A 13,253-nucleotide genomic window follows, 5' to 3' on the forward strand; every position below is an offset into this window, starting at 1 on the left:
CAAGTGAATAAAAGCGCGTCCCCGTCGCGTCCGATCGTTTCACTCGGACTGCCCGTTTTCAACGGTGAGAACTATATCGTAGAGACACTGGATTCGATCCTTTCACAGACGTTCACTGACTTTGAACTTATCATCAGTGACAATGCGTCGACGGATGAAACGCAAAGAATATGTGAAGAGTATGCAAGGACTGATGATCGTATTCGGTACATTCGCCAACCAGAGAACCAAGGCGCCGCAGCAAATTATGATTTCGTGTTTTTGCAGTCCACTGGTGTCTATTTCAAATGGTGCCCGCACGACGATGTTCTCGGAGCCAATATGCTTGAAGATTGTGTTGCAGTCTTGGAAACCAGTTCGGACGCAGTCGGTGCTGTACCCAGTGTCACTTTCGTCGACGGGGATAGGAACAAAATTAAAGACTTGGTTTTGCCAATTGATCCGTCAGACCAAAATACGCTTTCACGATTCAAAAGAGCTCTGTGGATGGGTACAGATTGGCTGGTCTTTTTCGGTCTGTTTCGACGTGACTTGGTGGCCCGCACTGGATTGCACGGAAACTACGTTCGCAGCGATCATGTTTTTGTATCCGAGATGCTGCTGATGGGACCAATTCTGTACGTACCCAGCAGCAATTTACAGTTCCGTCGTCATAGTAGTTCGTTCACCGAAAGCGTGCTCAAATCACAAAGTGACGCGATTGCTTGGATGGACCCGCGCTTCAAAGGAACGAGAACGTTCAGAGAGACCCGATATTATTACGAAACTACCAAAGCGGTGCTTCGATCTGAAATTGGTTTAGGCGAGAAGGCATCATGTCTTCGAGAAGTGTTTTCCGTTGCCTGGAGGCGCAAACGCCGACACATTTTGCGAGAGCTTTCGTTGGTTTTCTATCGAAATGGACAGCAGACAGCGCTTCGTAAGTTCTTTCGCCAAATTACGAAAAAAACCTGATTGGGGACTGCCCATTTTTGGCATTTCGAGGGAGCCTCATTCCAAGATGCCTCCTTCTGAAACCGCATTTGAGCGAAATCAGGACACCTTCTTAAGGTGACGACGAGGCAGTTCCGCCGTCCGCCGGTGTCACGGCCCGCTGATAGAGATGCCATGTAGAGTGGCCAAGGATTGGCAGAGTAAAAATCAGGCCCAAAAAGGCAGGCACCATCGACAACAGCATTGTAACCGAAATGATCGCTGCCCAAGTCAACATGACCACTGGGTTTTCCGAAACGACGCGAATTGATGTTATCATGGCGGAAACAAAATTGGTTTCGCGATCAAGCAGCATGGGCATGGCGACCACGGTCACTGAGAAAAGCACAGCCGAAAGGAATGCGCCGACGCAGGTGCCAACAGCAAGAAAGGTCCAACCCTGCGGTGTAAAAAATACGGTGTTTAGAAAGCCTTCAAAATCCGAGAAGGATGCGTTTTGTAGGATGATCGCCAGCCAAAGCCGAATCTGATAAATCCATACCCAGAAAATGAATAAGGTGACAAAAGCCATCCAGCCCATTTCGCGTTTTCGTTGATTGGCCATGACGGTTAGGATTTCAGACCAACCGAAGCTCTCACCCTTCTGCAACCTACGGGACATTTCATATAGCCCGGCTGCGGCAAAAGGCGCGACCAACGGAAAGCCGATTATGGCGGGGATGATCATCCAGATTTTTCCGAGCCAGACCAGGCCCCAGACAAACAGAATTCCAAAAACCGCATAGAACAGCCCGAAAAAGCCGCTCATGAAGGGGCGTGCCAGAAAATCGGAAAACCCGGCTTTCAAAGATGCGGTGATATCTTCTGCGGTCACCTTGTTAATTTCGGGCATGGTTTGTTGCCGCGGCGCATGGTTCTCTGGTTGTTTGGGTCCTGCGGTCTTGGATGTCACAAAAACACTCCTCCGAAAGCAAGGCGTAGGGCTGACCCTTTTGGCGATAGGCCCAGCGGTTAAACCGGCACTCCTCATCGGGAAACAACTTTGCATCAGGTGTGTCGTAAGGGCAAGCTTTGAGTACGGCAACTGAGTTTCGAACGGCAGCGGGGCACCTTGCTAAGTTGTCGACCTGCAAAGTGCACAGGTTTAGCGCTGGATCGGAGTAGGGAGCGCGTTAACCGTTTGTTTTCTCAGGCCGTTTTTTAATGCTTGAATAGATTTTTGACTGAGCCGCAGAGCTTTCACAAAGAAACTAGAAACTTCAGATACCAATGTATTGTTCAGTGATCTCAGGCGTTAAACTCGTCATTGCACCCGTCCAAACGGTTCTACCCCGCTCGAGAATTGTAGCTTTATCTGCTATGGCCGCCAGTTCCTTAAGCGACTTATCGATAAGCAAAATTGCAACGTTGGTTTCGCGTTTCAGTTGCCGAATGGAAGCCCAAATTTCTTGCCGAACAATCGGCGCAAGACCTTCTGTCGCCTCATCCAATACCAACAGGCGCGGGTTTGTCATCAATGCTCGGCCTATGGCAAGCATCTGTTGCTCTCCTCCGGACAGTGAGGCTGCGCGCTGGTCTTTGCGTTCACCAAGTCTAGGGAACAGTTTGGTTACGCTGTTCATATTCCATTCGCCCGGACGCGCCGCCGAGATCAGGTTTTCGCGCACGGTCAGATCGGAAAAACAACGCCGCCCCTCGGGAACAAGGCCAATACCTTTGCGGGCGACTTTGTGGCTGGGAAGATTGTGCAAGTTAATCCCATCCAAGGTCATGATACCCTGGGATTGGATCATTCGGCAGATCGCCTTGACCGTTGTTGATTTTCCCATTCCGTTCCGTCCCAACAAGGCGGTTACTTCACCTTCCGCAACGGTCAGATCGACTCCAAAAAGAGCCTGACTCACCCCATATGAGGCAGTGAGGTTTTGGACGGTCAAAAAACTCATTCCATGTCCCCCAAGTAGGCTTCGCGAACGTTTTGACTACGGCGTATCTCGTCCGACGACCCAGTTGCGATGACTTTGCCATAGACCAAAACGGTGATCCGGTCCGCCAACGCAAAAACGGCATCCATGTCGTGTTCCACCAGTAAAATAGGGGCCTCTTCTCGTAACCCGTCCAGAAATGAAGTCATGCGCCTAGAACCTTCGGCCCCAAGTCCAGCCATCGGTTCATCCATGACGAAAACCCTAGGTGAAAGTGTAAGCGCAACGGCGACTTCCAATTGGCGGCGCTGCCCGTGACTGAGATTGGCACAACGCTTGTCGGCTTCGTCGATCAGGCCGACGCGCTCCAAGGCTTGCTCTGCTCGGTCGCGAAGGGCTTTTGTTTTTAAGGCGCTGTTCCAAAACCGCCAAGCTGAGCCTTCTTTGGCCAGGCTGCCAAGTACCGCGTTTTCCAATACAGTGTCTTCCATGCACAGGTCGGAAATCTGAAATGTCCGTCCTAACCCGGCACGAGCACGTGCAAACGTGGATAAATTGGATACGTCTTTACCGTCCAGTGTGACGTGTCCGCTGTCCGGGTGAATTTCGCCGCATATCTGCTTGATCAGAGTAGATTTTCCTGCACCATTCGGCCCTATGATAGCGTGGATTTCTCTGGGTTTAAGATCAATAGATACGTCGCGTGTGGCATTCAAAGCCCCAAAACTTTTGTTGAGCCCGAAGGTTGCCAGTACCGGGTCAGACATGCGCCCCCTCCTTACCGGTGATCAATCCGATAAGGCCGCCTCGGCCAAACAAAACGACGCACAAAAGGATAATCCCGAGAAACACATGCCAATAGTCCGTAAATTCACCAAGAAAATGTTCCAGCGCTACAAACACACATGCGCCTATCACCGGTCCCATCAAACGTCCGACACCGCCTATAACGATCAACACGATGAGTTCACCAGACAATTGCCAGCTGAACATAGTCGGAGAAACGAAGCGGTTTAGGTCGGCAAACAACGCGCCCGCCAACCCAGTGACCGCCCCTGAGACGACGAACGCCAATAGTTTGATGCTCGTTGGATTCACACCAACAGATTCAACTCTTGATTTCGTCTGACGGGCCGCGTTCAAGGCCAACCCGAACGGCGAAGACTGAATTCGGGCAAACAGAAATAGGGTAGTGCACAACAGTACGAAGCAGACGCCAAAGAACTGGATCGGAACAAGCGTGTTGAGGCCCGGAAATTCGTTACGAACGTAAATTGAGATCCCATCCTCTCCGCCGTACTGCGCCCACGAAATTGCGAAGTAAAAAAACATCTGACCGAATGCCAATGTGATCATGATGAAATACACGCCCGAGGTACGCAGCGACAAAAGGCCGATGAACAGCGCAACGATCGCTGAAAGGATCATTGCAAATACCCAAATTACTGGCATTGAGTTCGTGCCGCTTGTTTCGAACAGACCAAGATTCAATGATGTGTAGGTTTGCGCATGGTAGGCAAGAATGCCCATTGTATAGCCGCCGATACCAAAGAAAACGGCGTGGCCAAAGCTGACCATACCCCCGATCCCTAGTATGAGGTTCAGTCCGACCGCCGCCAGAGCAAGGATCACCGCCCTTGTCACCAATGTGATTGTAAACGGTTCGTCCGTTGCAAGCGCCCAAAGCGGCAGTGCCAGCAGCCCGATCAACACCACGGCATTGAGATACCATTCATTCAATTTCATGCGCGTGCTCCGAACAGGCCGGTCGGGCGCCAGATCAGAACAAGCCCCATCAGAATATAGATTCCCATGGATGCAATGGCAGAACCGCTTTTTTGTGCGGCTCCTGTGTCCATGAACATTTTGAACAGTTCAGGTAAGAGCACGCCACCAAGCGTGTCTGTGAGGCCTACCAGAAGCGCCCCAATAAACGCCCCTTGGATAGATCCGATACCTCCAATGACGATAACCACAAACGCCAGAATCAAGACGGGCTCACCCATACCGACCTGAACAGATTGGATCGCACCCACCAATGCGCCTGCAAATCCGGCAAGCGCAGCACCCAGCGCGAAAACGATTGTGTAAAGCTTTGATATATCGACGCCTAACGCGGCAATCATTTCGCGATCGTTTTCACCAGCACGTATTTGTATGCCAATGCGTGTACGATCGATCAGTAGCCAGAGCCCACCAGCCACCACCATCCCGATTAGAATAAGGGTCAGGCGATACAGCGGGTATTCTATCCCACCGGGCAACGTCACAGGGCCAGATAAGGCTTCGGGAATATCAAGAAAAAGTGGGAAGGACCCGAATACCCATCGCGTGCCCTCAGAAAAGATCAGGATCAGAGCGAAAGTCGCCAGAACCTGATCCAAATGCGGAGCGTTATAGAGCCGTCGAATGACTGCGATTTCTATGATGGCCCCTGCCAATGCGGCAGAGGTAAGCGCAGCAATGAGCCCCAAAAAGAATGACCCGGTGACGCCTGCTACAGCTGCTGCGGCAAATGCTCCGATCATGTAGAGTGAGCCATGGGCAAGATTGATCAACCCCATTACCCCAAAGATCAGCGTAAGGCCGGCTGCCATCAAAAAGAGCATGACGCCAAATTGCAGCCCGTTTAAGAACTGCTCGAATAGTAGGATCGATGACATGAAAACTCCGGTAACCTGCCTGCCCTCGGATTGAAGGCAGGCAGAAGAAGATCACATTTTGCAATCGGCCGCATAAGCGTCCGAGTGGCTTTCCAAAGCGGGCCCGATGATCTTGTTGGTAAACACGTCGCCTTCTTTCACGACTTCGCGCGCGTATATTGTCTGCACTGGGTGGTGGTTCGAACCAAATGCGAAATCTCCACGCGTGCTGTCGAAGTCAGCGGCGCGCAACGCTTCACGGAATGCGTCTGCATCGGACGGGTCGGCCTTTTCTAATGCGGACAAAAGCAAGTTTGCAGTGTCAAAACCTTGGCTTGCATAGAGTGACGGCAGGCGGCCGTATTCTGCTTGAAAGCTCTCAACAAAAGCCGCATTGGTCGGGTTTTCGATGTCCTTGTTCCACTGCGATGTGTTCACAACGCCTAGCGCGGCATCCCCAACAGCCTGCAAAATACCCTGATCAAAGCTGAAAGCCGGACCTACAACCGGCAGGTCGACACCGCTGTCCGCATATTGTTTCAGGAACGAAATACCCATCCCGCCCGGTAGAAAGAAAAAGACGCTATCCGCATCACTTGCCCTGATCTGGGCAATCTCGGCGGCGTAGTCTGTCTGACCAAGTTGGGTGTAAACCTCTCCGGCAAGATCGCCTTTGAAGAAACGTTTGAAGCCGGTCAGGGCGTCTGTTCCAGCGGGATAGTTTGGTGCCAAAATAAAGGTATTCTTGTACCCGGCATCATTGGCGTAAGCACCCGCAGCTTCGTGTAAATTGTCGTTCTGCCATGCAACGTTAAAGTAATTTTGGTGACATCCTTTGCCAGCCAAAGCTGAAGGCCCGGCATTAGGTGAAAGGTAGAACACGTTCTGGTTAACCGAAGCTGGTACAACTGCCATGGCAAGGTTAGACCAGATGATCCCGGTCATAACATCAACACGCTCGGATTGAATCATTTTGTCCGAAAGTTGCACGGCGATGTCCGGCTTGCGCTGATCATCTTCGATCACAACTTCTATGTCGTCGCGGCCGGATTGTTCAATCGCCAGCATAAACCCATCGCGCACGTCTATTCCCAAACCAGCTCCGCCGCCGGATAGAGTTGTGATCATACCGACTTTGACATCTGCCATTGCGCCCGTCGCAAAAAGTGCCGTAGCCGCTGCTGCCATAAAACGCGTTTTCATGTACCTCTCCCTACTTACTCTTCTTAGTTCAAACAGAATTCAAACCGTCTGAACAGCTAGGTGGAAAATTTTCGGTTGTAATGCAACCGGGAACATCGGCTTACACATACGTGTAGTGAACCAATCCTTACAAAGTAAACCGAACGGGGTGGGCTGTTTGGCATTCAAATCGAGAACCAAAGCCCTACGATCCGAAACCGAAACAGCGACTTGCTGAATCGTGCTTATGCCTAATTTGCAAGCGTTCGCCGTCGTTCGTTAAATTGCTATTTACCACTTCAATCAGGTCAGGCCTCGTGTTGGGCAGGATGCGTCCAAGCTGAGGAAGCGCGCCACTGTTGCCGATAAGCACGGACTTAGCACCAATGAAAACAGATCTAATTGCAATGCGCGCAATACTCTTGGGGTCGGCCATAGCTTATCCAGCGCGAAGCGCATTTTTAAATGAACGGATAAAGATTGCCGAGGTGACTTTCTAAGAATTTTCCGTGTCACAGATCTGCTAAAAACTATGTGCGCTTGGTATTACGGTCGAAGGATCATTCACTAAGGCACGTCAAATCTGAGAAGATTGTCCCGTGTACCGCAGTTTGGTAACGTCATTCACGCGCAGGGGAGGACGCGTTTATCTAAATGTTAGAATACACGTATAACCCGTGGCTTGTGGCGGCGTCATTGGCCGTGGCGCTGATGGCTGGATTTACAGGTCTCCATCTAACCCATGGTGCGTCTGAATTAGATAACCAAAAGCGGAAATTCGTTGTTGCGTTGGCTGCCGTCATTTTGGGCGGGGGCATATGGTCCATGCATTTTGTCGCCATGCTGGGCCTGCAGCTGCCAATTCTTTTTTATTACGACGCACTGGTCACCCTTATTTCGGCGCTGGTCGCCATTCTTATGGTGGGTTTGGCGCTATTGATTTTGCATTTCCGTCCCAGAACCCTCTCGACCATCGTGGCTGCCGGCGTGATCGTGGGGCTAGGCATAGTTGTCATGCATTATGTCGGAATGGCCGGGATGGAGCTTTGTCGTCCGGTTTACAATGCGCTGGATGTGGTGATCGCAACGCTTGGGTCCGTAGTGTTGTCAGTTCTGGCAATCTGGGTCGCCTACGATAAACGCAGCCAACGCAATATCCTTTTTGGGACAGTCTGTTTTGGACTGGCAGTGTTTATCATGCATTTTGTAGCAACGGGGCTGACCGATTTTGTTGCGAGTGACAACGCAAGTGGGGCAGGGCCCGCGTTGAACAATCAAGTACTGGCTATGGGTGTCACAGTCGCTGTTTTCCTGATCTGCGGTGCATTCCTTCTGACAGGGGTGACGTTCCTTGGGGTCGAGGCGCAGGGAGAAGAAGAACCGTCGACCCCCGAACCTGAACATACTGCGCCCGCACAGATGCGGGCGGGCGTTCCTTTCGAGCGTGAGGGGCAAACATTCTTTAGCGCGGCCAGTGACATCGCAGCCGTCAGGGCCGAAGGGCACTATACCGTTCTCTATATGGGAGCAGAGAAGTTGTTCTGCCCCTGGTCGATCACCGAGGCTGAAACGCGCTTGAAACCGTACGGTTTTTTGCGCGCACACCGTAGCTACTTGTTGAACCCAAAACATGTTTCAAGCTTTGAGCGCCACAAGGATAATGGCACATGCTATTTTGACGGTGTTGATGCGCTGAGCAAGGTTCCAGTCAGCCGATCCCGACTGAATGATGTCCGAGACGCCTTAGGCCTTTAATCGCAACTCGTGCTGCTTATTCGCATTTCGTGAAACAAGCTGCGCGACCTGTTTGCGCTGGCTGGAACCCTTCGTTCTTCGATCTTTTTCTGACTTCAGGTCCCCCAAGGCAATTTGTCCGGACCCAGGGAGGAAAAAAATGATACCAGCCGGTTTTGAGTATCACCGGCCAGGCGATATCGCCTCGGCTATTGGCATTCTGCAGGAACATGGAGACGAGGCGCGTGTTATCGCGGGTGGGCACAGCTTGATCCCGATGATGAAGCTGCGCATGGCTGAGATGGGCCACTTGGTCGATCTTCAAGCTATCGAGGAACTGAAAGGCATTGAGGTTGGCTCTGACACCGTGACGCTGGGCGCGATGGTGACCCAGCACGAATTGATCACCCACGATGGCTTGGCCTCGGCCGTTCCGTTGATCCGTGAGGCAGCGTTGCAAATCGCTGACCCACAAGTACGCTACGTGGGCACTGTTGGTGGCAACGTGGCCAATGGTGATCCGGGGAATGACATGCCGGGGCTGATGCAGTGCCTGAATGCTACGTTCGAACTGTCTGGTCCCGATGGCTCTCGCAGTGTTGCCGCGCGCGATTTCTATGAGGCCGCTTATTTCACCGCACGCGAGGATGAGGAAATCCTGACGCGTATCTTGATCCCGGTGCCGGGCTCGGGCGTCGGGCAAGCCTATGAAAAGCAAAAGCGTAAGATCGGGGATTACGCCACCGCCGCCGCTGCGGTGATGGTCGGCAATGGAACAGCGTCAGTTGCAATGACCAATCTGGCTGATACGCCCATCTGGTCCGAAACCGCAAGCACCGCCTTGGCAGGCGGGGATGTGGACGGCTGCGTGGCTGCGATGCTCGATGCGATAGATCCTGTGGCCGATAACCGCGGCCCTGTCGAATTCAAGAAACATGTGGCCGCCGTGATGCTGCGCCGCGCCATCGACCGTGCGCAAAGCCGCGCGGGTTGAGGGGAGGAAACAATGCCGAAAATGCACGTCAAACTCACCGTGAATGGCAAAGAGGTCGAAGGTCTGGCCGAGCCGCGCACGCTGCTGATCCACTTCTTGCGGGAAGACCTTAAAATCACTGGTCCTCATATTGGATGCGAGACCAGCCACTGCGGCGCTTGCACCGTCGATATCGACGGCAAGTCCGTCAAATCCTGCACAACTTTCGTGGCGCAAGTAAACGGGGCCGATATCACCACCGTCGAAGGCCTGACCAATGATGATGGCAGCCTTGGCGTCCTGCAAGAGATGTTCCGTGAACATCACGGGCTGCAATGTGGCTTCTGCACGCCGGGCATGATCACCCGGGCGCATCGCCTGCTGCAGGAAAACCCGAACCCGACAGAAGAGGAAATCCGCTTTGGCATGGCAGGCAACCTCTGCCGCTGCACAGGGTACCAGAACATTGTCAAAGCAATCTCGGCTTCGGCTGACATGCTGAACGCTCAGAAGGAGGCCGCGGAATGAACGATCAAACCATGACCCCCGAAGAACGCGCCGCCAATCTCAAAGGGATGGGCAGCTCGCGCAAACGCGTTGAGGATGTGCGTTTTACCCAAGGCAAAGGTAACTATGTCGATGACATCAAACTGGATGGGATGCTGTTCGGTGCCTTTGTTCGTTCGCCTTACGCGCACGCTCGCGTTGTCAGTGTGAACAAAGACGCCGCGATGGCCGTGCCTGGTGTGGTTGCCGTACTGACTGCCGAGGATCTGGCGCCGCTGGGCCTGCACTGGATGCCGACGCTGGCCGGTGACAAGCAAATGGTGCTGGCCGACGGCAAGGTTTTGTTTCAGGGCCAGGAAGTCGCTTATGTCGTCGCCGAAAATCGATACATCGCAGCAGATGCGGCAGAGCTGGTCGAGGTCGAGTACGAAGAACTTCCCGTCCTGACCGACCCGTTCGAGGCGCTGAAATCGGATGTTGTCCTGCGTGAAGACCTTGCGGGTCAGACCGAGGGTGCCCATGGCCCGCGCAAGCATCACAACCACATATTCACGTGGGAACAGGGCGACAAGGACGCCACCGAAGCAGTTCTGAGTGAGGCCGATGTCGTGGCCGAAGAGATGGTTTATTACCATCGGACTCACCCGTGCCCGCTGGAGACGTGCGGCTGTGTTGCCTCGATGGATAAGGTGACCGGCAAGTTGACGCTGTATGGCACGTTCCAGGCCCCCCACGCCATCAGGACTGTTGTGTCGCTGATTTCGGGTCTGGCCGAGCACAATATCCGGGTGATCAGCCCTGATATCGGTGGTGGCTTCGGAAACAAGGTCGGCGCCTATGCGGGCTATGTCTGCTCGGTCGTCGCCTCGATTGTCACCGGCCAGCCGGTGAAGTGGGTCGAGAACCGGATGGAAAACCTGATGTCCACTGCCTTTGCCCGCGACTACTGGATGCAGGGCAAGATCGCCGCAACCAAGGATGGCAAGATCACTGGTCTCTGGTGCCACACCACAGCGGATCATGGTGGATTTGACGCATGTGCCGACCCGACCAAGTTCCCGGCCGGTTTCATGAACATCTGCACGGGGTCGTACGATATCCCGACCGCCTATCTGGCAGTGGATGGTGTCTACACCAACAAGGCACCGGGTGGGGTGGCCTATCGTTGCTCGTTCCGAGTGACAGAGGCGGCTTACTTCATCGAACGGATGATAGAGGTTCTGGCCATAAAGCTGAACATGGACGCAGCCGAGCTACGCCGGATCAACTTCATCAAGGCCGATCAGTTCCCCTATCAGTCCGCGCTGGGATGGGAATATGACTCGGGCGATTACCACACCGCTTGGGACAAGGCGCTGAAAGCTGTCGACTATGAAGGTCTGCGGGCCGAACAGGCGCAGCGGGTAGAGGATTTCAAAGCCGGCAAGACTCGCAAATTGCTGGGGATTGGCTTGACGCATTTCACCGAAATCGTGGGTGCAGGACCGGTGAAGAACTGCGATATCCTCGGTCTGGGTATGTTCGATAGCTGCGAAATCCGCATACATCCGACCGGTTCCGCCATCGCTCGGTTGGGAACAATCAGTCAGGGTCAAGGCCATGCCACGACCTTTGCTCAGATCATCGCCAGTGAAATCGGTCTGCCAGCGGATGACATCACGCTGGAGGAAGGCGACACCGACACTGCTCCATACGGTCTCGGGACCTACGGTTCTCGGTCTACTCCAGTTGCCGGTGCGGCGACGGCAATGGCCGCGCGCAAAATCCGCGCCAAAGCGCAGATGATTGCGGCGTACTTGCTGGAAGTCCATGACGACGACGTCGAATGGGACGTCGACCGGTTCGCCGTTAAAGGCGCGCCCGAACGGTTCAAGACCATGAAGGAAATCGCTTTTGCCGCCTACAACCAAGCGATCCCAGGGCTAGAGCCCGGCCTAGAAGCTGTCAGCTACTACGACCCGCCGAACATGACTTACCCGTTCGGGGCCTATATCTGTGTCATGGAAATCGACGTTGATACCGGCGAATGGGACATCCGGAAGTTCTATGCGCTTGATGATTGTGGTACCCGGATCAACCCGATGATCATCGACGGGCAGGTACATGGTGGCGTGACCGAGGCATTGGCGATCGCAATGGGTCAGGAAATTGCTTATGATGAGATGGGCAATGTAAAGACCGGCACGCTAATGGATTTCTTCCTGCCGACCGCGTGGGAGACGCCGAATTATATCACTGACTACACGGTGACACCGTCTCCGCATCACCCAATCGGCGCCAAGGGTGTGGGTGAAAGCCCCAATGTCGGCGGCGTGCCTTGTTTCTCGAACGCGGTACACGACGCATTTCGCCCATTTGGTCTTGTACAAAGCCATATGCCGCATGACCACTGGCGCATCTGGAAGATCGCCAACGGTCTGGGAATGCATGGCTAAGAGGAAAAGCCGTCGCGCTGGCAATCGGCGCGGCGGCAATCCGGGAGAATAGCATGAGCTTGCAAGAAATTCAGCAGGGCCTTGCGCGGGTAGGGTATGTCGCCGATGACCGCCTGGCTATGGCGTTGCATCTGGCGCAAACACTGGGTCGCCCATTGCTGCTGGAAGGTCCGGCTGGCGTTGGCAAGACTGAAGTGGCCAAAGCGCTTGCAGCTCAGCATGACGCGCGCTTGATCCGTTTGCAGTGTTACGAAGGCCTGGACGCCAGTCACGCGATCTATGAGTGGAATTACCAGCGACAGCTGCTGGCGATACGAGCCAGCGAGGCGCAGGGCGGTACAAGCGAAGCGCAGCTGTTCACTGACGACTACCTGCTGAAACGACCGTTGCTTGAAGCAATCAGCCAAGCAGAACCGCCGGTTCTTCTGATTGATGAGATTGATAGGGCAGATGAGGAGTTTGAGGCTTATCTTCTTGAAATACTGTCCGACTTTCAAATCACTATCCCTGAACTTGGAACGATCAAAGCGCGATCCAAGCCCGTCGTGTTGCTGACTGCAAACGGGACCCGTGATCTATCAGACGCGTTGCGCCGCAGGTGTTTGTACAGTTTCCTAGACTATCCTTCGAGAGATACGGAAGTAGCCATTTTGAAGTCTCGTATGCCAGAGATCGAAGGTCTTCTTGCCCGACAGATCATTGATGTTGTGCAAGCGTTACGAAAGGAAGACTTGGAAAAAACGCCGGGTATCGCCGAAATGTTGGATTGGGCGGCTGCGTTATCGGGGCTTGGAGTCAACGACATGGCGCAATCTCGCGAGGAAGTACAGGCGACGCTTGTGTGCCTTTTGAAAACCGCTGCCGACTACGATGCTGTGCCATCCGAGGTGATGGACCGGTTGATTGGAAAGGTGGCTTAGCG

At 53.6% G+C, this 13,253-nt stretch carries 12 protein-coding genes; 6 read left to right on the top strand and 6 right to left on the bottom strand.

Going from position 1 to position 13,253, the window contains the following annotated elements:
- Positions 1–3 precede the first annotated feature (3 nt).
- The gene (locus ACR0L3_RS03630; protein ID WP_480743720.1) at positions 4–954 is read left to right on the top strand and encodes a glycosyltransferase family 2 protein; all 951 of its coding nucleotides are present in this window, start codon (positions 4–6) and stop codon (positions 952–954) included.
- A gap of 91 nt (positions 955–1,045) precedes the next feature.
- On the opposite strand, the gene ACR0L3_RS03635 is transcribed toward ACR0L3_RS03630, so the two are convergent.
- The 6 genes from ACR0L3_RS03635 to ACR0L3_RS03660 form a co-directional block, all read right to left on the bottom strand.
- Positions 1,046–1,825, bottom strand: coding sequence for a DUF2189 domain-containing protein (locus ACR0L3_RS03635; protein ID WP_480743722.1), 780 nt, complete (start codon positions 1,823–1,825; stop codon positions 1,046–1,048).
- 367 nt (positions 1,826–2,192) lie between these two features.
- Positions 2,193–2,879: an ABC transporter ATP-binding protein gene (locus ACR0L3_RS03640; RefSeq protein ID WP_480743724.1), complete on the bottom strand. Its 687-nt coding sequence runs from the start codon at positions 2,877–2,879 to the stop codon at positions 2,193–2,195.
- Positions 2,876–3,625 carry an ABC transporter ATP-binding protein gene (locus ACR0L3_RS03645; protein WP_480743726.1) on the bottom strand — a complete coding sequence of 250 codons (750 nt, stop codon included), beginning with the start codon at positions 3,623–3,625 and terminating at the stop codon, positions 2,876–2,878. The genes ACR0L3_RS03640 and ACR0L3_RS03645 overlap by 4 nt, the downstream gene beginning before the upstream one ends.
- A complete protein-coding gene (locus tag ACR0L3_RS03650) occupies positions 3,618–4,604 on the bottom strand; it encodes a branched-chain amino acid ABC transporter permease (RefSeq protein ID WP_480743727.1) in 987 nt (328 codons plus the stop codon). Before ACR0L3_RS03650 ends, ACR0L3_RS03645 begins: the two co-directional genes overlap by 8 nt.
- Positions 4,601–5,521, bottom strand: coding sequence for a branched-chain amino acid ABC transporter permease (locus ACR0L3_RS03655; RefSeq protein WP_480743729.1), 921 nt, complete (start codon positions 5,519–5,521; stop codon positions 4,601–4,603). The genes ACR0L3_RS03650 and ACR0L3_RS03655 overlap by 4 nt, the downstream gene beginning before the upstream one ends.
- A 51-nt stretch (positions 5,522–5,572) precedes the next feature.
- Complete coding sequence (locus ACR0L3_RS03660; RefSeq protein ID WP_480743730.1) at positions 5,573–6,703, bottom strand: ABC transporter substrate-binding protein; 1,131 nt, start codon at positions 6,701–6,703, stop codon at positions 5,573–5,575.
- 633 nt (positions 6,704–7,336) lie between these two features.
- Between ACR0L3_RS03660 and ACR0L3_RS03665 the strand changes: the two genes are divergently transcribed.
- The 5 genes from ACR0L3_RS03665 (at position 7,337) to ACR0L3_RS03685 (ending at position 13,251) form a co-directional block, all read left to right on the top strand.
- Entirely contained in the window at positions 7,337–8,437 is a 1,101-nt protein-coding gene (locus tag ACR0L3_RS03665) for an MHYT domain-containing protein (RefSeq protein WP_480743732.1), read from the top strand.
- A gap of 139 nt (positions 8,438–8,576) precedes the next feature.
- Positions 8,577–9,410, top strand: coding sequence for an FAD binding domain-containing protein (locus ACR0L3_RS03670; RefSeq protein WP_480743734.1), 834 nt, complete (start codon positions 8,577–8,579; stop codon positions 9,408–9,410).
- Positions 9,411–9,422: 12 nt separating this feature from the next.
- Positions 9,423–9,917, top strand: a complete 495-nt coding sequence (locus ACR0L3_RS03675) for a (2Fe-2S)-binding protein (RefSeq protein ID WP_480743736.1) — start codon at positions 9,423–9,425, stop codon at positions 9,915–9,917.
- On the top strand, positions 9,914–12,331 hold the full coding sequence (locus ACR0L3_RS03680; protein ID WP_480743737.1) for an aerobic carbon-monoxide dehydrogenase large subunit: 2,418 nt from the start codon (positions 9,914–9,916) through the stop codon (positions 12,329–12,331). Before ACR0L3_RS03675 ends, ACR0L3_RS03680 begins: the two co-directional genes overlap by 4 nt.
- A gap of 53 nt (positions 12,332–12,384) precedes the next feature.
- Entirely contained in the window at positions 12,385–13,251 is an 867-nt protein-coding gene (locus tag ACR0L3_RS03685; protein WP_480743739.1) for an AAA family ATPase, read from the top strand.
- Positions 13,252–13,253 lie beyond the last annotated feature (2 nt).

The sequence above is a fragment of the Ruegeria sp. CK1 genome (genome assembly GCF_056536545.1).

Coding starts and splice junctions, on each gene's coding strand:
- ACR0L3_RS03635 (WP_480743722.1), bottom strand. CDS start 1,825: ATGCCCGAAATTAACAAGGTGACCGCAGAAGATATCACCGCATCTTTG.
- ACR0L3_RS03640 (WP_480743724.1), bottom strand. CDS start 2,879: ATGAGTTTTTTGACCGTCCAAAACCTCACTGCCTCATATGGGGTGAGT.
- ACR0L3_RS03645 (WP_480743726.1), bottom strand. CDS start 3,625: ATGTCTGACCCGGTACTGGCAACCTTCGGGCTCAACAAAAGTTTTGGG.
- ACR0L3_RS03650 (WP_480743727.1), bottom strand. CDS start 4,604: ATGAAATTGAATGAATGGTATCTCAATGCCGTGGTGTTGATCGGGCTG.
- ACR0L3_RS03655 (WP_480743729.1), bottom strand. CDS start 5,521: ATGTCATCGATCCTACTATTCGAGCAGTTCTTAAACGGGCTGCAATTT.
- ACR0L3_RS03660 (WP_480743730.1), bottom strand. CDS start 6,703: ATGAAAACGCGTTTTATGGCAGCAGCGGCTACGGCACTTTTTGCGACG.
- ACR0L3_RS03665 (WP_480743732.1), top strand. CDS start 7,337: ATGTTAGAATACACGTATAACCCGTGGCTTGTGGCGGCGTCATTGGCC.
- ACR0L3_RS03670 (WP_480743734.1), top strand. CDS start 8,577: ATGATACCAGCCGGTTTTGAGTATCACCGGCCAGGCGATATCGCCTCG.
- ACR0L3_RS03675 (WP_480743736.1), top strand. CDS start 9,423: ATGCCGAAAATGCACGTCAAACTCACCGTGAATGGCAAAGAGGTCGAA.
- ACR0L3_RS03680 (WP_480743737.1), top strand. CDS start 9,914: ATGAACGATCAAACCATGACCCCCGAAGAACGCGCCGCCAATCTCAAA.
- ACR0L3_RS03685 (WP_480743739.1), top strand. CDS start 12,385: ATGAGCTTGCAAGAAATTCAGCAGGGCCTTGCGCGGGTAGGGTATGTC.